We start from the raw sequence: 23,483 nt of genomic DNA, 5'->3' as shown, positions 1-23,483 counted from the left end.
TTTTATCTATTTTTTTATCGGACCCTTTTGCAAGGACTTTTTTCGAGAAAAACGTCAGGCACCGGAGATCGAAGAAATATGCGGGATAAGACTGCGCCGTTTGGCTGCGGGGATTTAGCGGGTGGGAAAACGCCTTGCGAAAAAGATCCATGGCGCAAAAACGCCGCAATTGCTAAGGGTCAGGCATGATCACACTTCGTCCCGCCAACGCTCGCGACACGGCCCGCATCCTTGAAATATGGCGTAAGGCCGTAGACGCTACCCATGACTTTCTTCACAGAGCGGATCGCGCCGCAATCGAGAAAGAAGTGACGGCTTTTCTTCCCGAGGCCGCTTTGATGCTCGCCGTCGATGCGTCGGATAAGCCTCTCGGGTTCATGTTTTTGCATGAAGGGCACATGGAAGCGCTTTTCATCGATCCGGATTATCACGGCAGAGGCATCGGCAAGACGCTCGTGCAGGCAGCGCTTGCCACACACCCCGCGCTGACCACCGATGTCAACGAACAGAATACGCAGGCCATGGGCTTTTATCGCCGGCTCGGTTTCAAGCCGACGGGACGCTCCGACCTCGACGGGCAGGGACGGCCCTATCCGCTCGTCCATCTTGGGTTTCGCGCAACCGAACAATAAGCCGCGGGGACATGGCTCATCTGGGGGGAGCAAGCCACGAACACCATCATCCGTTTCGCAACCGAGGATTTTCAGCCCGAGCACCGCTTCGACCAATGGCGCGAAGTGCGCGGCAAAAGCCTGTTTGGCGTAACGATTGAGCTTGCGCCGGATCGCCGCCAGGCCTTCAGCGGGTCGTTTCAGGCGCGCTCTGTTGCAGGCGCCGTCGTAAGCGAAATGCGCGCTTCCTCTTACCGGGTCAACCGCACGGAAGCCGATATTGCCCGCATTGCCGGCGACAGCCTCTGCATTGGCTTGCAGGTGAAGGGTTCGGGGTTGCTGCATGCCGGCCGAGACAGGATCCATGCCGTCAGCGGTGGTGATTTCACCATCAACTATTCGGACTTGCCCTATGACGCGATACCGGGCGGTGAGGCGGATTTTCACTACAAGATGCTCAAGATCCCTGTCGACGACGAAGTCATGCTTGGCCGACCGGCCGATGACCTGTTCGCCACGCGTTACGCCGACAAGACCGCCTTCTCCCGGCCGTTCCGGGCGCTCTTCAACGCGCTGAACGCCGAACGCGGCAGGCTCATCGATCCCGTGCGCGATGTGACACATATCGCCCGATTAGCCATGACGGCGCGTGGACGGCTTTCGCCTGCAATGCCGGAAGTGCGCGCCGCACTCCGCACCGGGCTTTGTTATGCGGCCCAGGACATCATGATGCGCAAAAAGTCCTGGCAGAACCTCACGCCTGCCGCAGTGGCAAAGGAACTGGGCATTTCGCTTCGGCAACTGCACGTCGTTTTCGATGGCGCAGAGCTGACTTTTTCCCGCACGCTCGCCTCCATGCGGATCGAGGAAGCGCGACGCCTGCTGCTGGAATCTCCCGCCCTGCCAATCACGCAGGTCGCGTATGGCTGCGGCTTCGACAGTCTTCCAACCTTTTACCGGGTGTTCAGCAGCACCTATGGCATGACGCCCGGCGAAGCCCGCGCCACGGGCATGCCGACGGCCTAAAAGTGTCACCTCTGCGCGCAATGAGAAGACGCCTCATCCCGACCCCTGTAAGGCCGATGGATCATCCAATCCTCATTACACTCCGCAAGGAGGATGGTGCCGGCAATTCGAGGAGCGCTGCCCATGACCAATTTTTTCGATTTCGCGATCTCCGGGTTGCCGGACGCCTCCGCCGTTGGCCGCAGGCTACCACCCAGCGAAATCGACCGGTTGCTTCAAACGGGTGCTTTCGCGGCAGCACTACGGTTGCTGGCGGGAAGTTTCATCGCCCTGTACGAAGGTTCGCCCGACATAACCGCGCTTTTTGCCACGCGCTGTTGGCGCTCTATTTTCAAAAGCGCAAGACCGGAACGGACGAACCCGCCCTGACGCGGGAAGATTTCGGCCAACTCGCGCTCCAACACGGCATTGCCAGCCATGATGTCGCCTATGCCTTCTTCAAAGAGGCGCTGAAACGCGGCCTGACAAGACCGGCGCACCAAGCCGGCGAAAAGCCGGCCGATGGCGTGGTGCCTTCACCGTCCACCCTGGCGATGCTTGCCCAATGGTACGACGTGCATTTTCAGGCGCTGGACCTCATCGATGAGGGGTTCAGAGCCTCTCGGTTTATCGAGCGATCCGAAACCATGCTCGCACACATCCATCCGCGCGTGGCGCAGGCGCTGCTGTCCAATCCGGAAGTGCGCTGCCCGGGCCCGCTGTCCATCATCTTCAACTGGTTCGACGCGGGCGGGCTGCTGATGGACCGCCTGATCGCCGGGATCGACTGGGAAAAGCCGACAGAACAGGGCAGACACCTGACGGATGTTAAAACAGCATCGCAACTGGCGGCATCGCCCTCCCTTTCCCGAATCCATGTCAGGCGCAAGCTTGGCGCGGCCGAACTGATCGGTGGCATCGGCTGGAGCGGACGGAAGGGGCGTTCCGCTCTCTGGATCTCCCAGGGCTTTTACGAGGAATATGCCCGCATGCAGGCACGTAAACTCCTCATTCTCGACGATGCCTTTATGGAGACAGTGTAAGGTTTAAAGAACCGGCAGACGTGCTATTTATTGATGGTTATGAGCGATATCCATTGACAAACTTCAGGACTGCGGCTCTTCTACAGGGCATGCGTGGGATGTTGCGAACATCGAAATTGACGGCACTGCTGTTTCGACTGGTGATGATATTGTCACTGGCGGGATACAGCGTTTCCACCGTCAATGCCGCAATGCATGGTCCCGATACCGCGGAAATGCAGACCACCCAATCCGCCATGATGATGGATCATGGCGCGATGATGGACCATGGCGGTTCGGCCATGATGTCCAGCGACCACCATAATATGGATACGGCAGACCACGACAGCGGCGTCAAAAAGCCCGTGAAGCCGGAATGCTGCAACGATTTCTGTCTCGGCATGGCGGTACTGATTGCGCATGACGCCCTTGGCGGACCAGTCGTCAATTCCATCCGTTCCTTCCTTGACGACAGCAAGACCGTGGGCCAGATCCCGCTGCTTCACCGTCCACCGAATATCTGAACAGGCAAAGCCCGCCTCTCGGGCAATGATCGTGCGTGAACGGCTTTAGCGCCGTCGCGCCGTTGCATCTCCTGTTCGGAAATTACCATGAACCCTATCTACATCGTGGTTGCAGCGCCCCTTTTGCTGGGCGGCTGCACAGCCACATCCTCGATGAACGAGGCCGCCTCGTATGAAGACGCGGCAAACCCGTCGCTCGGCGTCACCCCTCTGCGTTATCAGACACCGGTCACAGGTTACTCACACCGTGCTCCGGTGGACCCGAAGCCCTGGCGTAATCAGAACGATGCGCAGGCTCCGAAAGGAGACGCATCATGACGCTACGCGTGATCAAACTCACGGCCGTCCTTTCCGTCCCGCTTGTTCTTGGCGGCTGCGTCACGGCCACCGACTACACCTCGAAGAACGCAGGCTTCACCACCGTTTCGGCCAGGGCGACCGAGGCGACAGGAAAGCAGACTGTCTGGATACAGAACCGGGCCGAGGCGCAGGCAACCGCAACCCGCGTCAAATCGCTGATGTCGCCGAAACCAATCGATGTCGAGACGGCGGTTCAGGTCGCGCTCCTCAACAACAAGGGCCTTCAGGCGGCCTATGCCGATCTGGGTGAATCGGCCGCAACCGCCTGGCAATCGACCATGCTGGTCAATCCGAGGGTCGGCATCGGATTGACGGGGATCGGCACTCCGGGGCTCCGGGCCTACAAGGCGATCGAGGGTGTGATCGTCACCAATATTCTGGCACTGGCCACGCTCAAACAGAATGTCGAGATTGCCGATACCGGCTTCCGAAAGGCGCAGCTCGCAGCCGCGCTGAAGACGTTGCAATTGGCGGCAGATACCCGCCGCGCCTGGATCACGGCGGTTGCTGCCTGGGAAAATGTCGGCCAGCTGGCGCAGGCCCAGACAGCCGCGGATGCCGCCTCGGAACTTGCGAGGAAGCTTGGCGAAGCAGGCTCGCTGAACAAGGAAGGCCAGGCTCGCGAGCAGGTCTTCTATGCCGAACTGACCGGCCAGATCGCCAAGGCGCGGCTTGAAGCCCGGCTTGCGAAGGAGGAACTGACAAGGCTGATGGGCCTGTGGGGCGCGGACATAGACTACTCCATCCCCAACCGCCTGCCCCAGCTTCCAAAGGATCTGGCCAAACGTGAGATGATCGAGGCTGAGGCGCTGCAGCGCCGGGTGGATTTGCAGATGGCGAAGCTCGATCTGGAATCGACCGCCCGGTCGTTTAAACTCACAGAAGCCACCCGATACGTCACCGATCTAGAACTTCGTTCCGGCTTCGAGACCGAACGCGAACTTGAAGACGGCGAAAAACACAAACAGACGACGGGCAATGCCGAGCTGGAATTCGTCATTCCGATCTTCGATTCCGGTCGGGCAAGAATGCGGGAATCCGAACTCGCCTATATGCGCGCAGCAAACCTGCTGGCCGAAAAAGCGGTCAATATCCGCTCCGAAGCCCGCTCCGCCTATCAGGCCTATCGCTCGAACTACGACATCGCCCGGCACTATCGCAACAGCGTGGTGCCGCTGCGGACCAAGATCGAGGAGGAGTCGCTGCTGACCTATAACGGCATGCTCACCAACACCTTCGAACTGCTCGCCGACAGCCGCGAAAAGGTCAATTCGAACCTGCTCGCCATCAATGCCAAACGTGACTTCTGGCTCGCGGAAGCCGGCCTTGCGCCCGCCATCTACGGCGGTGGCGCGGGTACGGCAGGCGCGGAGACCGAAGTTGCCGCCACTGGTGGCGGCAGCGGTGGCGGACACTGAGAGAGGAAACGACCATGTTCAATAGAAGAAACTTTCTGGGCGTCGGCGCCGCAATGGTCTCCACGGCGGCCTGGGCAAAGACATCGAATAGCAGCCTGCCGGAAGCTGCCGTGATGGAAACGGCAGCAACGCAAGCCCCCGTCAAGCCCACTACCGGTCCCGATTACAATCCGGTCGTCACCCTCAACGGCTGGACCCTGCCTTTCCGGATGAACAATGGCGTCAAGGAATTCCACCTTGTCGCCGAGCCAGTGGAACGCGAGATGGCGGAGGGCATGACCGCCCGCCTCTGGGGCTATAACGGCCAGTCACCCGGCCCGACCATCGAGGCCGTAGAAGGCGACCGGGTGCGGATTTTCGTGACCAACAAGCTGCCGGAACATACAACGGTCCACTGGCACGGCATGATCCTGCCATCAGGCATGGACGGTGTCGGCGGCCTGTCGCAACCGCATATCCCCGTTGGCAAGACCTTCGTCTACGAGTTCGATCTCGTGAAGTCCGGCACCTTCATGTACCACCCGCATTCAGACGAGATGGTGCAGATGGCGATGGGCATGATGGGCTTTTTCGTGGTCCATCCAAAGGACCCGACCTTCATGCCTGTTGATCGCGACTTCGTGTTCCTGATCAACGCCTTCGACATCAATCCCGGCTCCTACGTTCCGAAAATCATGACCATGACGGACTTCAATCTGTGGTCATGGAACAGCCGGGTATTTCCGGGCATCGATCCGCTGGTGGTCTCCAAGGACGACCGGGTGCGTGTCAGGGTCGGCAACCTGACCATGACCAACCACCCGATCCACATGCACGGCTATGATTTCGAGGTGACGTGCACGGATGGCGGCTGGGTGCGGCCCGAGGCCCGGTGGCCGGAGGTCAGCATCGACATCCCCGTCGGCGCCATGCGGGCCTATGAATTCGACGCCAAATATGTCGGCGACTGGGCGATCCATTGCCACAAGTCGCACCACACGATGAATGCGATGGGACACGATGTCCCAACCTTCATCGGCGTCGACAAGAAGACCGTCACCGAAAAGATCCGCAAGGTGCGGCCGGAATACATGCCGATGGGTACAGCCGGCATGGCCGATATGGGCGCGATGGAGATGGAAATCCCTGAGAACACCGTTCCCATGATGACCGGCTGGGGTCCGCACGGCCCCATCGAAATGGGCGGCATGTTCTCCGTGGTGAAGGTCCGCGAAGGCATTTCCGCGGGCGATTACTCAGATCCCGGCTGGTACCAAAACCCGCCCGGTACCCAGGCCTGGGAATGGACCGGCGACGTGCCGGATACCGAAAAGACCAATGATCCGAAAACACAGATCACGCCGAATCCGATGAAACACGGCTGATCGTGCAGACCATATCCCCACCAGAACCAAGGAAAAATTCGATGACCAGACTGAAACTTGCACTGCTTCTCACCGCTCTTGCCACACCCGCCTTCGCATCGGGCACCCACGGCGGCGGCCATGAAGCGATGGCGATCGGCGAACCCGGCGACAAATCCAAGGTAACCCAGACCATACAGGTCACCATGAAGGAAACGCCTGATGGCAAGATGCTGTTCACGCCCGCCAAGTTCGAATTCAAGAAGGGCAAGACCGTTCGCTTTGCCGTGAAGAATGTCGGCGAGCTGGACCATGAATTCATTCTCGACGAACAGAGCGCAAATCTGGAGCACAAGGCCGCCATGGCAAAGGCCCCGGAGATGGAACACGACAATCCGAACGCAATCAGCCTTGCGCCGGGCGAAAGTGGCGAAATTATCTGGAAATTCACCAATGACGGCATGTTCGAATTCGCCTGCCTGAAGCCCGGACATTACGAGGCCGGCATGCGCGGCGATCTCAAAGTTTCGGCCAAGTAACCAATCGAAAAAAGGAATCTGACCATGAAGACGATCGTTAAAATTACCCTTGCAGCCGCTCTGTTGCTTACAGCCCCCTTTGGCGCATTCGCACAGGAATTCACCAAGGGTACGGTGAAGAAGGTCGACGCTACCGCCAAGAAAGTCACCATCATTCATGAGGAACTGAAGAACCTCGACATGCCCGCCATGACGATGGTGTTCCGCGTCAAGGACGATGCCCTGCTCGCCAAGCTCAAGGAAGGCGCGAACATCGAGTTCATCGCCGAACGTGCGGATGGCAAGCTGGTCGTAGCCCAGGTGAAATAAGGCAGTCCTCGTCTGCACATGCCCGTACCAGACCACAGGCACGGGCATGTGCGATTTGAGCAGGCGGCGGACGAACCCCGAACACAAATTTATTGCTCAGGGCATGACCTTTGTTCGGCGCTATGCCGTATTCCCATGAATTAGCACAGAAACGCAGTGTCGATTGTGTCCGCATGCTTCGTGAACAGCCGATGCAGTGAGAGGAACACGGCGAGCATCAGTGGCCATGCAATCAGGACATCGGAGAGAAAATGTGCGCCCATAGCTGCCCTGTTTAGGGAGCAAAGCACGATGAACGGCATCAAGATCGCCGTGGCGCTCAGGCGGAATTTTTCCGGCAGGAAGATGATGAACGCCAGCAGGGCGATTGCGGACGCGCTTTCGCCGGACGGAAAGGAGCAGTTGCGCGAACAGCTGCCATCGAGGGAAAGAACGGGCGTAAAAAACAAATCTGCCCCGAATTCACTGATATGCCGCGGTCTGGCACGTCCGAACAGGTTTTTCAGCACATGCACGGTCGCACCCGGCCCAAGCGCATAAAAGGTGAGAACAAGTAGCAGTTTGTGAGGGCGGATGGCACGCCGCACGCCGGAGACAAATGGCGTTGCAAGGAGCAGGCAGACAAGCGTGGACAATAAAATGGCGGGAAGTGCGCGGTTCAGATCGCGGACGGAAATCAAGAATTGATCCTCGCCAAGACGAAAACCATCTGTCCAGAACCAGCGACTGGCGTCAAGATCGATATCCGGCCTGACAGTGAAGAAGACCATCATTGCAAGCGTGGTCGAAAGCGCGAGCAGAGATGGGCTGCCGGAAACCCATGCGAAAGTCTGGCGCGCCGTGGGGATGACGGCAAAGCGGAACTTCGGCTTTTCGGGCCGGCCTGGCCATTTCTGTTCGGTCTTATGGGAGAGATACTGGTGCATGGCCAGCTTTCTTCCGTAGAAATGTCAAGGTTCTGCGGAGGAAGTCCCAAGACTGAGAGGAAAAGCGTGCCTGCCGCATCTATCTCGTGAGACGGCTCTTGCCCGGCGCTTTGCGTCGGCTTAGCGTCCCGGCAATAAAGCGGTAATATCAGTAAGTTCGTAAGGTCAGCATGGACAAAGGTCTCATTCTCATCGTCGAAGACGACCCCGACATCATGCAGATTCTGGACGCCTATCTCATTCGTGACGGATACAGAACCGTTAGAGCCGGGGATGGCGAGACGGCCATGACGCATTTCTCCATGCTGCGGCCGGATCTCATTCTTCTCGACATCGGGCTACCGAAGCTCGATGGCATCGATGTGCTGACACGCATCCGGCGGGAGCGTGATACGCCGATCATCATGGTCACCGCCCTTGCCGAAGATATGGACAAGCTGACCGGTCTGCGCCTGGGTGCCGACGACTACATCGTCAAACCTTTCAACCCGCAGGAAATGGTCGCCCGGGTAAATGCCGTTCTAAAACGCTCGCGTCAGCCAACTGGCGGAGGGATCCTGCGTTTCGGCGCCATCGAAATAGATACCGAAGCTTACATCGCGGCTGTTTGCAGCGATGCGGGACGAACCGTTCTGCCGTTGACGCTCAGCGAATTCAGAATTCTTGCCCATATGACGCGTCGCCCCACCTATGCCTTTCAGCGGGCCGATCTTCTGGATGCCTGCCTGCCGGAAAGCGATGCGCTGGCACGCACGGTCGATACGCACATCGCCAATCTGCGTAAAAAACTGACGGATCACGGTGCTGGCGGTTATCTGGTGTCGGTGCGCAGCATCGGCTACCGACTTGCCAGGGAGCAGACATCATGAGGTTCCGGCGGCTCCGCCTGCGCACGATGACGGCGATCACAATCACCACAATGCTCATCTTTGCGGTTGCGTTGGTCTATTTCGGCGTTTCCTGGTATTCGGACACCATTGAGGAGCGCATCCTTGCCCAACTGTCGCCTGATGCCGCCAAGGCTTTCTCGGATATTGACCGGGGCGTGATGCCGGATCAGCGCCAGCTTCAGGCCCTTATCGAGGTTTTACCGGGCCTGGAGGACCAGGCAGATAGCGAACTTCTCAAATCGGTGTTCCTCTTCGGATTGCTCGGTGTCTTCCTATGCAGCTTGCTTGGTTATTTCATCTCCCGGCGCATTGCAGCACCTCTCGGCGAACTTGCCGACGCGGCGCGGCGCATGGCGACGGGCGACTTCAGCGGAGGCGCAAAGATCAAGGCGAGCCGCATCGCCGAAGTCGGATTTCTGGTCGACAGTTTCGAGACTTTGACGCAGGAGCTTCAGATGATGGAGCGCCGGTTGAAGTTCAACACCATGGCGGTAGCCCACGAGCTGCGCACCCCGCTGACCATCCTGCAAGGCCGTTTACACGGCATTGCCGATGACGTCTTTCCGCTCGACAAGCAGGCCATTCGCCACCTAATCGGCCATGTGGAAGGACTTGCGCGTCTCGTCGACGATCTGCGGACGCTTTCGCTGGCAGAAACCAACAGTCTCGTTACGGAGATGCGGCCACTCGATCTCGCTACCGAATGCGCGGCCGTGGCGGAGGCGGCACGGCCTCTTCTCGAAGAGGCAGGAATTCGTCTCGATATGTCGCTGCAGACGGCTCCAATTAGCGGCGACCCTCAACGCCTTCAACAGCTACTGCTCATCCTGATGGATAATGTACGCCGCTATGCGGCGAGCGGGAAGAGCCTCTTCTGCTCGACCGGAGTCCGGGAAGGACGTCCCTTCATAACAATCGAAGACAAGGGGCCGGGTTTTCCCCCCGGCATCGAGGCACACGGCATCGAACTCTTCTGGCGCACAGAGCCGTCGCGTGCACGTAAGACCGGTGGCACCGGCCTCGGCCTGTCGATTGCTCGAGCGATCGCAAGCGCGCATGACAGCGATTTGCAGATAGATCCGCGACAAGACGGCGGAACCGTCGTCACGGTTCTCTTCAAGGCGGCCTCCTGAAAAATCCCGGCGAGTTGATGCTCTCCCATGCGCGCTGACGGTGTGCTTCGTTGGGGCTTATTCCAGGGTTTCACCGCGCCAGGACTGCTGTCGGGAATAAGGTGATCGCAAATTTTCCCTACGCCGAATTATTTTCTATAAAATAGATAGAAAAAGAACGACCTGTCTTTCTTGAGGCGCTCCTCATGCCTAGTTTAGCTGTCATCATTGGTCGCCGTCAGGGAGGACCGATGTTGAGCGAAATCCCGTATCGATCCAGCAAACTGCACCGCTGCAATTGATACTGGCGCATTATCGGCCCGGTAGAATTGGAGGAAAAGGTGACACGATACGTTATCATTGGCGCAGGCGCGGTTGGCGCAAGCCTTGCCGCACAGTTCGAGCTTTCCGGCATCAAATATGCTCTGGTCGGACGCGGCGCACAAATTGCCTCCATCATTGAACAGGGGCTGAGCTACCAACGCCCCTCAGGCACGCAGCAAATAAGGCTGAACGCCTTCGACGTATCCGCTCCGCCGGACCTGGCGCCCGACGATATCCTGCTGCTGACCGTCAAAACGCAGGATGCGGCAGCCACTCTGGCAGACTGGTCATGGCGACAGGTATCCGGCGTGGAAGGTCTAACAGCCACGCAGTTGCCGGTGGTTACCTTTCAGAACGGTCTGGCGACGGAAGCGCTGGCGCTCAGGACCTTCGCCAATGTCTACGGCGCCAGTATTCTGACCCCTGCCCGGTTTACACAAACCGGCGCGGTTGCGGCGGCCGGCAATCCGCAGGTCGGCGTGGTCACGATCGGGCGCTTCCCGGCCGGTTCCGATGAAACGGCGAAGGAGATTGCCGCAGACCTCACACGCGCCAATTATCTTGCGGAAACCAGCAGCGATATCCGCCGCTGGAAATCGGCAAAACTGCTTCATAACGTCCGCAACGCGCTGGATCTGTTCGACGGAGAAGACGATCTGCGAGCATCGATTGCCGAAGCGCTGGTCAATGAAGCCCGCCAGACGCTTGAGATAGCAGGCTACAATCTCGCCTCTCCCTCTGAACGGGCTGTCGATATTTCAGGCTGGAGCATCGCTCAAAACAGCGGCATTCAGCCCGGCCAGCAATCGACCTGGCAGAGCTTTGCCCGGGGCGCTTCCAGCGAGGTCGACTTTCTCAACGGTGAGATTGTGCTGCTCGGCCGTCTGCATAACGTCGCGACACCGTATAACGAGGCTATCCAGTCTCTTGGCGGCAGGCTGGCGCATCAGGGCGGCTTCTCGAAGGCGGTGCCGCTTGACGCGATCCTTTCTTTTGTCGGGCAGCTCCACGAGCGCGACAAAACCGGTCTCGCCGCCGCGCAATGATGCGTGCGACCCGTTCTTCCCATGAAACCACCAAGCTGAAGCGATAAAATGAGAGAAGCCATTCCAGACCAGATTCTCACCGCCGCCGGCGCGCTGTTTTATACCGAAGGTATCCGGGCGGTCGGTATCGACCGCATCATCGAAGAAGCGAAGGTCGCAAAAGCTACTCTCTATCGGCATTTTCCGTCCAAGGATCATCTTGTCGCGGCCTATCTTCAGGATCGCCACGATCGTGTCATTCGCTCGCTGAAGGATGTTCTGACGGCGACGATTGATCCAAGGGACCAGCTGCAGGTGATTTTCGAGCGGCTTTACGAGAAGGCCGACAGCCCTGAATTCAGGGGCTGTGCCTTTGCACTCGCGGTTGCCGAACACGGCGATTTCGAACGCGTCGTCACCGTGGCTCGAACCCACAAAAGAATGGTGCGGGATATTTTCGAGACCGTCATGTCGAAAGCGGGGGTGCGACTGGATCAGGCCGCCTCCCACCTTTCGCTTCTTTACGAAGGCGCACTTGCCACCGTCGCGGTCGGGCGCGATCCGCATGCCGTACTCATCGCCCGGGACTGTGCGCTCTCGGTATTCGATCTCGCCACCGGCGAGATATCCTCAGGAGACAAGATATGACCAAGACCATCGACTATTTCTTCGGCATCGGCTCCCCCTGGGCCTTTCTCGGCCTGGAGCCTTTCGCCACGCTCGCTAACGAGCACAACGCCACGATACGGCCCTATGTCATCCCGCTGATCGAGGATAATGGCGCCATCTACTCACGCAACCGTCCGGAAGCGCGCCGCGCCTATTGGACGAAGGATTTGAAGCGATGGGCGGCGTTGCGCGGCAAGTCCCTTAACTTCGACAATCGCGCCGCCCTTTCCGATCCCACGCCGGCCGGCTTCATGGTCATTGCCGCGATCGATGCGGGCGAGGACTGGTTGAGGCTGACCAAGGCGCTTCAGGAAGCTTTCTGGGAAGGAGGCCAAGATATTGGCAATGCCGAAGTTCGCCGCGCAATCGCTGACAAAGCCGGTTTCGACGGGGCGGCGCTGGACGAACGCGGCGGAAGCGATGCCGTGGAAGCCATCCGGAAAGCCAATTATGAGGCCGCAAAGGCAGCCGGTGTGTTCGGGCTTCCGACATTCCGCTACGAGGACGAACTGTATTGGGGACAGGACAGCCTGCCCTTCCTCGAACGTCATCTCAAGGGCGAAAAACTGGCCGCCTGATCCCCGCCGAAAACCGGGTGACTGTCACGCCGTGGCCGCAACCCGGCCATGGCTCTCTCCAGACCATTCCCGTGGAGTTTCTCATGTCTCTTTTCCCGCCCTCTTCGCGCGGAGTATCGCGATGAGCGCACTGCCTCCCGCTCTCTCGGACGCTTTGCGCAACCGTTTCGGCGAGCGTTTTTCCACCGCGCAGGCATTGCGGGAACAACACGGCCGTGGCGAATCCCACCATACGCCGTCGATCCCGGATGCCGTCGTTTTCGCCGAGAGCACGGATGATGTGGCGGAAGCCGTGCGGCTTTGCGCCGCTGAAGGTGTTCCCGTTATCGCCTTCGGCACCGGCACTTCGCTCGAAGGCCATCTGACGGCAGTGCGTGGCGGTGTCTCCGTCGATCTGTCGCGCATGTCGAAAATCGTCCGCATCAGCGCCGAGGATCTCGATTGCACGGTGGAGGCCGGCGTCACGCGCGAGCAACTGAACACGCATCTGCGCGACATGGGCCTGTTCTTTCCGATCGATCCTGGCGCCAATGCGTCCATCGGCGGCATGGCGGCAACCCGCGCTTCCGGCACAAACGCCGTGCGTTACGGCACAATGCGAGAAAACGTGCTGTCGCTGACAGTCGTCTTGCCGAACGGCCAGGTCATCCGCACCGGCGGGCGGGCGCGTAAATCATCAGCAGGTTATGACCTAACGCGGCTGTTCGTCGGCTCCGAGGGGACGCTCGGCATCATCACGGAAGTGACGTTGCGACTCTACGGAATTCCCGAAACCATCTCGGCTGCACTTTGCTCCTTCGAAAGCGTCGAACAGGCAGTTGCGGCAGCCATTACGGTCGTGCAGCTCGGCATTCCAGTTGCGAGAATGGAATTAATGGACCGTGGCCTGATCGAGGCCGTCAACGCCTATTCCAATCTTTCCCTCAAGGTCGAGGACACGCTCGCCTTCGAGTTCCACGGCTCGCCTGCTGGCGTGAAGGAGCAGGTCGAGATGGTCGCTGCCATAGTGGAAGACAATGGCGGCAGGGATTTCGAATGGGCGAATGCGCCGCAAGATCGCAACCGCCTCTGGAAGGCGCGCCACAACGCGTTTTACGCCGTGGTCTCGCAGCGCCCGAACGCCAGGGGCTGGTCTTCCGATGTCTGCGTGCCGGTATCCGAGTTGAGCGGCTGCATCGTCAGGACCCGGGAATTGCTACGCGACTGCAGCGTGCCCGCCGCCATTCTCGGCCATGTCGGCGATGGCAACTATCATGTGGTCTTCGCCGTAGACCCTGCAAATCAAGCCGAACTCGACGAGGTGGCGGCAATCAACAAGAAGATGGTGCAGCACGCCATCTCGGTTGGCGGCACTTCCACCGGCGAGCATGGGGTTGGCACCGGCAAGATCGCTTATCTGCGGCAGGAACACGGCGACGCGGTGGACCTCATGGCCATCATCAAAAACGCCATAGATCCGGCCGGCATCATGAACCCGGGCAAGATCCTGCCGAGCCAAGACTTGCCCAGCCGCCGAGAAACGCTTTGACCGTGCGGGATTTCGCAGATGGATAATTACAAGACCCACAGCTCCCACTGGGGCGCCTTTTCCGGCAGCTACCGGAATGGCAAGCTCGATATCCGTCCGCATCCGGACGATCCACACCCCTCGCCCTTGCTCGCCAATCTGCCGGCAATCGCCGATAGCGCCGCGCGCATCCGGCGTCCGGCGGTCAGGCGCGGCTGGCTGGAGGGAAAACCGGGCAACGCGCAGATACGCGGGGCGGACGACTATGTGGAGGTCGATTGGCCGCAGGCGGCGGACCTCGTCGCGAAGGAACTTCAAAGGGTTTACGGCGATTACGGCCCACAGGCCGTGTTCGGCGGCTCCTACGGCTGGTCGAGCGCCGGACGTTTCCATCACGCGCAAAGTCAGGTCCACCGTTTTCTGAATACGCTTGGCGGATATGTGCGCTCCGTCAACACGTATAGTTCCGGCGCGGCGATGGTCATTATTCCGCATGTTCTCGGACCCTATGATCATTTCGACCGCAAGAGCGTTACCTGGGATGCAATCGAGCGCAGCAGCGAATTGATCGTCGCCTTCGGCGGCATGGCGATCAAGAATACGGACGTGCATGGCGGCGGCAACAGCGTGCATATCGTGCCACAGAAGCTGAATGGCGCACGTGCACGCGGCGCGCGATTCGTGCTGATCAGCCCGCTAAAAGACGATTTTCCGAAAGACCTCAATGCGGAGTGGCTGCCGGTCATACCCGGTACCGATGTCGCGCTGATGCTCGGACTTGCGCATGTTCTCGTCACCGAGGGCCTGCACGATCGGGCGTTTCTTGACCGCTATGCCGTCGGCAATCAGCGTTTCGAAGACTACCTGCTCGGCCGGACCGATGGTGTGGCGAAAAGCCCCGAATGGGCTTCCGGGCTCTGCGGCATCGGCACGGAAACTATTAGGGAACTCGCCCGCACCATGGCGCGCGCGAGAACATTGATCACTGTCAGCCATTCGCTTCAGCGCGCCGATTATGGTGAGCAACCCGTCTGGCTGGGGATCGTTCTTGCCACCATGCTCGGTCAGATTGGCCTCGACGGCGGCGGATATTCCTATTCCCTCGGCGCTTTGGGCAATGTCGGCAAGAACCTGCTGGCCGTTCCCCTGCCGACACTTAGCCAGTTCAAAAACCCGGTCGCGGATTTCATTCCGGTCGCGCGTATTGCCGACATGCTGCTCAATCCTGGTGGGGAATTTCACTATAACGGCCAGAGGATGCACTATCCCGATATCCGCTTGGTTTACTGGGCGGGTGGTAACCCGTTCCACCACCATCAGGATATCAACCGGCTACGGGCAGCGTTCAGACGGCCCGAGACCATCATCGTGCACGAAACCGCATGGACATCATCCGCGCGGCATGCCGATATCGTGCTGCCGGCGACGACAACTCTGGAGCGCGACGACATTGGCGCCGCCGACCGCGATCCTCTGATGATCGCGATGAAAAAGCTGATCGAACCGGTTGGTGAGGCGCGCGACGACTACGAAATCTTCTCCGAGATCGCGCGCCGGCTCGGCAAATTCGAAACCTTCACCGAAGGCCGCAGCAGCCGGGAATGGCTTGCCTTCCTCTATGAAACAACGCGTGGGGCGCTTGCCGCCGGTGGGCATGAGGCTCCCGATTTCGAAACGTTCTGGGAACGTGGAGAGATAGGTCTGCCGCTCAAGCCGGATGACGGAGGGCCTGCGCGTGCCTTCCGTGATGATCACCTAGCCTTCCCTCTGAAGACACCATCCGGTAAAATCGAAATCTTCTCCGAGACGATCGAGGGTTTCGGCTATGACGATTGCGGCGGCCATCCGCAATGGTATCCCGGCAGGACGAAACCGGAAGACGAAGCGCTCTATCCGCTGCATCTGGTCTGCAATCAGCCGCATCAGCGTCTGCACAGCCAGCTCGACTATGGCGCCTTCAGCCGCTCCACCAAGATTAAGGGCCGGGAACCCGTGCGCATCAACCCCGAAGATGCAGTCCGCCGGGGCATTGCCGATGGCGATATCATCAGGCTGTTCAACAGTCGTGGCAGCTGCCTCGCCGCAGCCGTCCTGAGCACGGATGTGCGCAACGGCGTGATGCAGCTGGCGACGGGTGCGTGGTTCGAACCGCATGACCGGCATGCAGAGCAAGCGATGTGCATTCACGGCAATCCGAACATCCTGACGCGCGACATCGGCACCTCGAAACTGGCGCAGGGATCGACCGGTCAGATTACCAGAGTGGAGGTGGAACGTTTTGCCGGTGAGGCGCCTCCGGTGCGGATTTTCGAAAAGATGACATTTGCAAAATAAGTGAGGGATGGGTGTTCCGGCACTACCTGAAAAATCGCACCGCCAACGTATTTCGGGCGTCGGAAAAGCTGATCCTACCACCTTCGGAAACCGCGGCAAAATAATCCATTAATTCGATAGAAAAAGAACAACTGGTCTTTCTCCTTCTGGCCACCCTGCTACGTTAGACATCAAGAACCGAATTTCGAAACAAGGGACCGCGTCATGACCGCACGATGTATCAGCAAGCACGGCCTGCGATCGAACGAGCCGTCAATGGCTGAAAGTAACGGCTAAGCCGTGACATCGGTCGGACCCTCCAAGAGGTAACGCAGGCACATTTTTCCCGATTTCAGGACATTGAAACCACCGGCAAGGCTGTCGTGTGAAGCCTTTCGTGTGCCCGCAAAAGACCAGCCAGAGCGGCGATAGTTCCTGAAATCACAAAGACAAGAAACAACGCGACCAATCAGGATTTCTTAATGACGATACGTTCTTCGCTTTTTTCCTTCTCCCGTCGGGGTCTGCTGACCACCACTCTCGCAGGGGCAATCGCGCTTCTGACGACGATGGCGCCTGCTCCGGTTGGGGCAGCAGATACCCCCCGCAATGGCGGCGACATCACCTTCCTCATCGATTCTCTCGGCGACACCTGGATCCCGAATAACAGCGCCATTTCCAGCTTTCAGGGCCATATCTGGGGCCATGTCGCCGACAAGCTGCTTTATGTCGATGCCGATGGTAAGGTCAGCCCCTGGCTTGCCGAGCGCTGGGAGCAGAACGACAATGCCACAGAATTCACGCTTCACCTCAAAAACGGCGTGACCTTCTCCGATGGCACACCGCTGGATGCAGCGGCGGTCGTCGCCAATCTCGACATCTGGTATGCCGGACGCAAGAGCGAAGGCATCAACCCGATCGGTCTTTTCCCCAAGACCTACGACCATGCTGAAGCGGTGGACGCATCCACGGTGAAGGTCTTCTTCAAGAAGCCGACGCTCGGCTTTATTCCGACGCTCGGTTACCACGGCTCGATCCTGATCTCGCCGAAGACCATCGCCCAGCCCGCCACCCAGCAGGCCGATCTCAGCAAGACTTCCGGCAGCGGCCCCTATGTGGTCGAATCCTGGAAGGAGGGAGATTACGTCAAGCTGGTCAAGCGCAAGGACTACAATTGGGGTCCTGCCGCCGTTGGCCACACCGGCCCAGCCTTCCTCGATTCCATCACCTATAAGCTGGTGTCGGAACCGTCGTTGCGTGTCGCCTCGGTCCAGTCCGGCCAGGCCGATGTCGCCTATAATGCTTCGCCGCAGGAGCTGAAGTCACTGCACGAAGAGGGCTTCACCGTCGCAACGCCGCGTTATCTCGGCTTCGTCAACGGCTGGGCGGTCAACACCAAGCTTCCGCCCTATGATGATGTGAAGGTTCGCCAGGCACTTCAGGCCGGTGTAAATCGTCAGGAAATCATCGACACCGTCTATACGCCGGACTGGAAGCTCGCCACGTCCTTCATCCAGAGCAACGTGCCGGGCGCGACCGACCACAGCGCACTTCTCGCTTACGATCCCGCCAAGGCCGAAAAGCTGCTCGACGAGGCGGGCTGGGTCAAGGGCGCCGATGGTATCCGGACCAAAGACGGCAAACCGCTGTCGCTGACAATCCACTCCAATCCCTATCTCGCGACATCCAAGTCGGTCGATGAACTCATCGCCCAGCAACTCGGCAAGCTCGGCTGGAAAGTCGCTATTCGCGCTTACGACGTCGTGACCTTTGGTGAAAAGGTCAAATTCGGCGGTGCGGCCATCCCGACCTATGAGGTGACGCGCAGCTTCATCGATGCAGGCACCGTCGCCAGCATTCTCACCAACGCCAACAATGGCGAGAACTGGTTCGCCCTTGACGACCGCGACGCGACGCTCAACGGATTGCGCGACAAGATCGCCGGCGCCGGCTCTGTCGACGAGCGCAGCCCGCTTCTCGATGAGCTGCAGAAATATGTCCTTGAGCAGGGCTATTTCATTCCGCGAACGCAGATCGTGCAGCGGATCTACGTGCAGTCCCCGAAGCTGAAGGGCGAAGTGTATAACGGCGTGGCTTATGCCAGCTACTATACCGCCTCCATCAGCGACTGATGCGCACAACAGGGCAACGTTGAAGGAGGTCACCGGCATGAGCAATGCCTACCTAACCTACGCCGCAAAGCGGCTTGGCCAGGCGGTCGTCGTCATACTGCTGGCCTATGTCTTCACCTTCGTGGTCGTCAGCATCCTGCCTGGCGACCCGATCACCAGCGTGCTCAGGAACCCGCAAAACGGGTTCACCGAGCAGGAGATCGCGGAAATCATCGCCGCGCAGGGCCTCGACAGACCGGTTCTCGTGCAGCTGTGGTCGTCCCTGTCGGGGTTTCTGACTGGTGATCTGGGCATGTCGATGCGCTCCAACCGGCCGGTGGCGACCCTCATCGCTGAAGTGCTGCCATCGACACTGATCCTTGCATCCACGGGACTTGCCGTCGCCTTGATTCTCGCAATGGCCGTTGCTTACGGAACCCAGGTGGTACCAAAGCGCTACGGCCAGGGATTGCTACGAGCTTTCCCATCGCTGTTTCTCTCGACACCTAATTTTGTGATTGGCCTGATACTGATCCATCTCTTCGGCTTTCAGCTGCGCCTCTTCCGCGTTATCGAACCAGATAGCTTCTGGGCAACGGTGTTTGCCGCAATCACAATCGGAATTCCTTTCTCTGCGCAAATCGCCGAGGTACTTATAGCGAACCTCGACAGGGAGGCAGAACAGGAATACGCGGCCGTCGCCCGCAGCCGCGGCATCGGACAGGCGCGGCTGTTTGCACAGCATCTGCTCAAGCCTGCTTCGTTGCCCGTCGTCACCGTGATCGCCATCACCGTCGGTGAACTGCTTGGCAATTCACTGATCACCGAGTCTGTCTTTGGGCGAACCGGTCTCGGCAGCCTGGTGCAGCGCTCCGTGAGCACGCAGGACCTGCCCGTCCTGCAAGCGATCGTTTCGCTGGGAGCCGTGGTGTTCGTGCTCGTCAACCTGATTGCCGATCTTCTTTATCCCCTGCTCGATCCACGCGTGCAAATTCTCGGCGCGCGAAAGCCTCGCTTGGCCATTACAGAGGATTCCTCCACCACCACCAAGGCGGTGACACCATGACTTTCGCCTCGAACGCCTCCCTGCCGGGTGCGACCCCTGCAAACAGGCTGACAGGCCTGCGGATACCGCTGACCGTCGCCTTGTCCTTCGCCATTATCGCGCTCGTCGTCGCCTGGTCACTGGCGCCCGGCCTTTTTACCAGTCACAGCCCGGTCGTCGGGGTGCCGACGGACAAATTGCTCGGCCCAAGTCTTGCGCATTGGTTCGGCACCGACCACCTCGGCCGCGATGTCTACGCACGCGTCGTTTATGGCACGTCCTCTTCCGTCTCCAGCGCACTCGTCGCGGTCGTCATCGGCGTTTTCGCCGGCGGTCTCATCGGGCTTCTTGCGGGCTTTCTCGGCGGCTGGGTCGATATCACACTTGCCCGGCTGGTCGATGTGCTCTTGGCAATTCCAAAGTTTCTGCTGGCGGTGATCGTGGTCACCGCCATCGGTTTCGAGACCATCAATGCCGCCATCGCCACCGGCGTCTCCGCCGTAGCGGTCTTTGCCCGCGTCACGCGTGCGGAGGTCATCAAGACCAGACAGGCGACATTCGTGGAGGCTTCGTACCTGCTCGGCGGCTCGCGCTGGTTCATCCTTCTGCGCCACGTTCTGCCCAACGCGTCACGCTCGGTGCTGCCGCTTGCCGTGTTGCAGTTCGGCGAGTCGATCCTCGTGATCGCAAGCCTTGCCTTTCTCGGATACGGCGACCCGCCGCCCGCCTCGGACTGGGGCCTGCTGATCTCGATCGGCAAGGATTACCTCAAATGGCCGTGGCTCGTATACGCCCCCGCCTTCGTCACAATCGCGACCGTCCTCTCTGTAAACAGGATCAGCCGATGGCTACGCAAGACAGACTGACCACCACTATCGCCCGCCCCGTTACCTTTGCGGCCAGACCGCAGCCGCAGCAGGCTCCTGTCCCGCTTCTCCGGGTCAACGATCTTTCGGTTGCCTATGGAGGCCAGGAGGTCGTCAGCAATGTCGGTTTCGAACTCGGCCGTGGCAAGAGCCTTGCCCTCATTGGCGAGTCCGGTTCCGGCAAATCGACAATCGCCCGCGCGGTCCTTCGGCTTTTGCCAAGCGGGGGACATGCCACCGGCCACGTCACCTTTGGTGATCAGGAGATATTGGGACTGCCAGAGCGCAACTTCCGACCGCTGCGGGGACGCGCCATCGGCTTTGTCCCGCAGGATCCAGGCAATTCGCTCAATCCGGTGCGGACAATCGGCGCGCAGGCCATGGAGGCGGCCGCACTTCTCGACGAGCCTGACAAGGCGATCCGCAAGGCCCTCATTCTCGAGACCTTCGCGCAGGTGGGATTGGAAAACCCGGGTGTTGTCTACGAGTCCTACCCGCACCAATTATCCGGCGGCATGTTGCAGCGGGTGCTCATAGGCCTTGCGGTTCTGCCGCGCCCGTCACTTCTGGTCGCAGACGAGCCAACGTCTGCGCTCGATGTGACGATCCAGAAGCGGATCCTCGATCTGCTCTCGCGGTTGCAGCACGAGCTGGATATCAGCATGCTCCTCATCACACACGATCTGGCGATCGCCGCCGAACGGGCGGATTCGCTGGTAGTCCTGAAGGGTGGCAAGGTTCAGGAAGCCGGAAGCACCGCATCGGTGTTTTCCGCACCGGCCTCTGCCTATGCAAGGAAGCTGCATGCGGACGTGCCGGCACTCAATCCGGATCGCTACGCCCGGCTGCGCGATCCGGGTTTCCGTCTGCTGAAGGCAGAGTCCACGACGACGCCAAAGATCGCGGTCAATGCCGTCACCAAGAATTTCAGGGTCGGCGACAGGGTGCTGACGGCGGTCAACAACGTCTCCTTCAACGTGCCTGCAGGTACCACCCATGCGCTGGTTGGTGAGTCCGGCTCTGGCAAGACGACAACCATTCGGCTGCTGCTTGGCCTGGAGGAACCCGACACCGGCACGATATCGGTAGCCGGCGAAGAATTGACCGGCCGCTCCCGTACGTCGCTGCGTGCAACCTGGCGCCATCTTCAGTTCGTCTACCAGAACCCGTTTACCTCGCTTGATCCCACCTGGAGTGTCGAACAGCTGGTGCGCGAGCCGCTTGATCGTTTCAAGATCGGAACCCGTGCGGAACGGCTCGAAACTGTTCGTGAGGCTTTGGCCAATGTGGGCTTGAGCGAACACCTTCTCAACCGCAAGCCGACGGCCCTTTCGGGTGGCCAGCGCCAGCGCGTTGCCATTGCAAGGGCGCTGGTTCTCCGACCGGATGTGATCGTGCTCGACGAGCCGACCTCCGCACTTGATGTCAGCGTCCAGGCAGACATCGTCGATGTGCTGCTCTCGCTGCAGGCGAAGCTCGGCCTGACCTATGTTTTCGTCTCCCATGATCTGGCACTGGTACGCCAGCTCGCCCACACCGTTTCGGTGATGCAGCGCGGGCGTATCGTCGAACATGGAACGGTCGTCGATATCTTCGACAATCCGCAGCACCCCTATACCGCGTCGCTGCTGGAATCGATCCCATCCGGTGCCGCAACCATCGCCCGTGCGCCACAGCCGCTGCCCCGGCGGGTTCACGATAAGGAAAAGATCGCATGACCATCGCTGCACCCATCGATACTGCGTCCACGTCCTTCCGCCCCAAACAGCGGCTCGGCTTCAATACCCGCGTATCTTTCAGCGACGATGCCGGGCCGGCGCAGGGGCTGCGTGAGGGTATCAAACTGTTCAAGGCTGCCGAACAACTGGGCTACCAGTCCGGCTGGGCCTATCAGCGGCATTTCGATCACTATCTGTCCTCACCGCTTCCGTTCTTCGCCGCTGCCGGCCAGCATACCCGGCATATTACGCTCGGTTCTGCGGTCATCCCCATGCGCTATCAGGATCCGATCCTGCTTGCCGAGGCGGCCGGCACGACCGACCTTTTGATTGATGGGCGACTGGAACTTGCCATTTCGACCGGCGCAAACGCCGCCTTTGACGCGGTATTCGGCACGGTCGACACCGATGCCCGCACAGAGGCCAGACGTCGTCAGGCCCGCTTCCTCTCGGCAATCGCTGGCGATGTCCTGCACCGTGTCGAAGGCGGCCAATCCAACCCGGAGGGCACGGCACTGCGTGTCACGCCGCATAGCCCGACACTGCGTTCGCGCATCCGGCAGGGTGCAGCAAGCATTGCTTCGGCTGTGCAGGCGGCGGAACTCGGCATCGGCCTTATCTCGGGAACCGTCCAGCACGATCAGGCAGAAGGCGAGAGCTTCGGGGAATATCAGGCCCGCATCATCGAGGCCTTCCGTTTCACATGGCGCAAGACATGGACAACGGAACCGCCTCCGGTCGCCGTCGCCGCCTCCATCCTGGTTGGCACCACGGCCGAGCTTCGCGAAAAATACGCCGCCTATGATCTGGAGCGGCGTACCAAGGGTATTGCCGCGTCTCGCCCCAAAGGCGCTCTCGAACAGGCAGCCCAGCCAGCGGGGTTTCAAATTTCGCCCGTTTTCCAGGGCACGCCCGATCAGGTGCTGGCATCGGTATTCAACGATCCGGGCCTTGCAGCAGCCGATGAGGTCGTGCTGTTTTTGCCGCCTGCCTTCGGTCTCGCCGAAAACATACAACTGCTGACCGATCTGGCGGACACGGTGGCTCCGAGCCTGGGCTGGTCGCCCACCTTTTAACCGTTAGGGCACCGAGCGATTGCCACTTCGTGGCAGCGACTTGAAGACGGAAACGCGGCGGCGGTTGCTGGTCCTATATCGAAGGCCGTCACAGGGAATATTTTCTACATATTCGATAGAAAAAGAAAGACCTGTCTTCCTCGTTCCTGCGCCGCGCCCTAACATGCTTGCATTGAACCTGAAGGAGCGCCC

General features: G+C 59.7%; 21 protein-coding genes and 1 pseudogene. 21 read left to right on the top strand and 1 reads right to left on the bottom strand.

Going from position 1 to position 23,483, the window contains the following annotated elements:
• Positions 1 to 185 precede the first annotated feature (185 nt).
• From G6L97_RS19125 to G6L97_RS19085, 9 genes and pseudogenes are all read left to right on the top strand, one after another.
• Positions 186 to 632 carry an acetyltransferase gene (locus G6L97_RS19125; protein WP_060642188.1) on the top strand — a complete coding sequence of 149 codons (447 nt, stop codon included), beginning with the start codon at positions 186 to 188 and terminating at the stop codon, positions 630 to 632.
• Positions 633 to 737: 105 nt separating this feature from the next.
• Entirely contained in the window at positions 738 to 1,637 is a 900-nt protein-coding gene (locus G6L97_RS19120; RefSeq protein WP_174003579.1) for a helix-turn-helix transcriptional regulator, read from the top strand.
• A gap of 123 nt (positions 1,638 to 1,760) precedes the next feature.
• Positions 1,761 to 2,659: pseudogene (locus G6L97_RS19115) on the top strand (hypothetical protein).
• Positions 2,660 to 2,748: 89 nt separating this feature from the next.
• Positions 2,749 to 3,162, top strand: coding sequence for a hypothetical protein (locus tag G6L97_RS19110; RefSeq protein WP_035252624.1), 414 nt, complete (start codon positions 2,749 to 2,751; stop codon positions 3,160 to 3,162).
• An 87-nt stretch (positions 3,163 to 3,249) separates the two neighbouring features.
• Complete coding sequence (locus G6L97_RS19105; RefSeq protein ID WP_004431588.1) at positions 3,250 to 3,480, top strand: hypothetical protein; 231 nt, start codon at positions 3,250 to 3,252, stop codon at positions 3,478 to 3,480.
• On the top strand, positions 3,477 to 4,940 hold the full coding sequence (locus G6L97_RS19100) for a TolC family protein (RefSeq protein WP_060642185.1): 1,464 nt from the start codon (positions 3,477 to 3,479) through the stop codon (positions 4,938 to 4,940). Before G6L97_RS19105 ends, G6L97_RS19100 begins: the two co-directional genes overlap by 4 nt.
• Positions 4,941 to 4,954: 14 nt before the next feature.
• Positions 4,955 to 6,304: a multicopper oxidase family protein gene (locus tag G6L97_RS19095; RefSeq protein WP_060642184.1), complete on the top strand. Its 1,350-nt coding sequence runs from the start codon at positions 4,955 to 4,957 to the stop codon at positions 6,302 to 6,304.
• A 41-nt stretch (positions 6,305 to 6,345) separates the two neighbouring features.
• Positions 6,346 to 6,822 (top strand): cupredoxin domain-containing protein, encoded by a 477-nt coding sequence (locus G6L97_RS19090; RefSeq protein ID WP_004431582.1) that lies wholly within the window; start codon positions 6,346 to 6,348, stop codon positions 6,820 to 6,822.
• Between the two features lie 24 nt (positions 6,823 to 6,846).
• Positions 6,847 to 7,131, top strand: a complete 285-nt coding sequence (locus G6L97_RS19085; protein WP_004431579.1) for a copper-binding protein — start codon at positions 6,847 to 6,849, stop codon at positions 7,129 to 7,131.
• A gap of 140 nt (positions 7,132 to 7,271) precedes the next feature.
• Here G6L97_RS19085 and G6L97_RS19080 read toward each other — a convergent pair whose 3' ends face one another.
• Positions 7,272 to 8,057 carry a phosphatase PAP2 family protein gene (locus G6L97_RS19080; protein ID WP_174003577.1) on the bottom strand — a complete coding sequence of 262 codons (786 nt, stop codon included), beginning with the start codon at positions 8,055 to 8,057 and terminating at the stop codon, positions 7,272 to 7,274.
• A gap of 170 nt (positions 8,058 to 8,227) precedes the next feature.
• Between G6L97_RS19080 and G6L97_RS19075 the strand changes: the two genes are divergently transcribed.
• The 12 genes from G6L97_RS19075 (at position 8,228) to G6L97_RS19020 (ending at position 23,291) form a co-directional block, all read left to right on the top strand.
• Positions 8,228 to 8,926: a response regulator gene (locus G6L97_RS19075; RefSeq protein WP_004431575.1), complete on the top strand. Its 699-nt coding sequence runs from the start codon at positions 8,228 to 8,230 to the stop codon at positions 8,924 to 8,926.
• Positions 8,923 to 10,080: an ATP-binding protein gene (locus tag G6L97_RS19070; RefSeq protein WP_004431573.1), complete on the top strand. Its 1,158-nt coding sequence runs from the start codon at positions 8,923 to 8,925 to the stop codon at positions 10,078 to 10,080. The genes G6L97_RS19075 and G6L97_RS19070 overlap by 4 nt, the downstream gene beginning before the upstream one ends.
• 320 nt (positions 10,081 to 10,400) lie before the next feature.
• Entirely contained in the window at positions 10,401 to 11,429 is a 1,029-nt protein-coding gene (locus G6L97_RS19065) for a ketopantoate reductase family protein (protein WP_004431571.1), read from the top strand.
• Positions 11,430 to 11,477: 48 nt separating this feature from the next.
• Positions 11,478 to 12,056 carry a TetR/AcrR family transcriptional regulator gene (locus tag G6L97_RS19060; RefSeq protein WP_174003574.1) on the top strand — a complete coding sequence of 193 codons (579 nt, stop codon included), beginning with the start codon at positions 11,478 to 11,480 and terminating at the stop codon, positions 12,054 to 12,056.
• Entirely contained in the window at positions 12,053 to 12,655 is a 603-nt protein-coding gene (locus G6L97_RS19055) for a 2-hydroxychromene-2-carboxylate isomerase (protein ID WP_025595255.1), read from the top strand. The genes G6L97_RS19060 and G6L97_RS19055 overlap by 4 nt, the downstream gene beginning before the upstream one ends.
• 121 nt (positions 12,656 to 12,776) lie before the next feature.
• The gene (locus G6L97_RS19050) at positions 12,777 to 14,183 is read left to right on the top strand and encodes an FAD-binding oxidoreductase (RefSeq protein WP_025595256.1); all 1,407 of its coding nucleotides are present in this window, start codon (positions 12,777 to 12,779) and stop codon (positions 14,181 to 14,183) included.
• Positions 14,184 to 14,201: 18 nt separating this feature from the next.
• Complete coding sequence (locus tag G6L97_RS19045; protein ID WP_060642181.1) at positions 14,202 to 16,496, top strand: molybdopterin guanine dinucleotide-containing S/N-oxide reductase; 2,295 nt, start codon at positions 14,202 to 14,204, stop codon at positions 16,494 to 16,496.
• A 461-nt stretch (positions 16,497 to 16,957) separates the two neighbouring features.
• Positions 16,958 to 18,607, top strand: coding sequence for an ABC transporter substrate-binding protein (locus G6L97_RS19040; RefSeq protein WP_025595258.1), 1,650 nt, complete (start codon positions 16,958 to 16,960; stop codon positions 18,605 to 18,607).
• A gap of 37 nt (positions 18,608 to 18,644) precedes the next feature.
• Complete coding sequence (locus G6L97_RS19035) at positions 18,645 to 19,652, top strand: ABC transporter permease (RefSeq protein ID WP_003518071.1); 1,008 nt, start codon at positions 18,645 to 18,647, stop codon at positions 19,650 to 19,652.
• Positions 19,649 to 20,497, top strand: a complete 849-nt coding sequence (locus G6L97_RS19030) for an ABC transporter permease (RefSeq protein WP_003518068.1) — start codon at positions 19,649 to 19,651, stop codon at positions 20,495 to 20,497. Before G6L97_RS19035 ends, G6L97_RS19030 begins: the two co-directional genes overlap by 4 nt.
• Positions 20,476 to 22,215, top strand: coding sequence for a dipeptide ABC transporter ATP-binding protein (locus G6L97_RS19025; protein ID WP_060642180.1), 1,740 nt, complete (start codon positions 20,476 to 20,478; stop codon positions 22,213 to 22,215). The genes G6L97_RS19030 and G6L97_RS19025 overlap by 22 nt, the downstream gene beginning before the upstream one ends.
• The gene (locus G6L97_RS19020) at positions 22,212 to 23,291 is read left to right on the top strand and encodes an LLM class flavin-dependent oxidoreductase (RefSeq protein WP_025595260.1); all 1,080 of its coding nucleotides are present in this window, start codon (positions 22,212 to 22,214) and stop codon (positions 23,289 to 23,291) included. The genes G6L97_RS19025 and G6L97_RS19020 overlap by 4 nt, the downstream gene beginning before the upstream one ends.
• Positions 23,292 to 23,483 lie beyond the last annotated feature (192 nt).

Source organism: Agrobacterium tumefaciens (genome assembly GCF_013318015.2).
Classification (GTDB): Bacteria; Pseudomonadota; Alphaproteobacteria; order Rhizobiales; family Rhizobiaceae; genus Agrobacterium; species Agrobacterium tumefaciens.
This window is presented reverse-complemented; position numbering and strand designations above follow the sequence as displayed.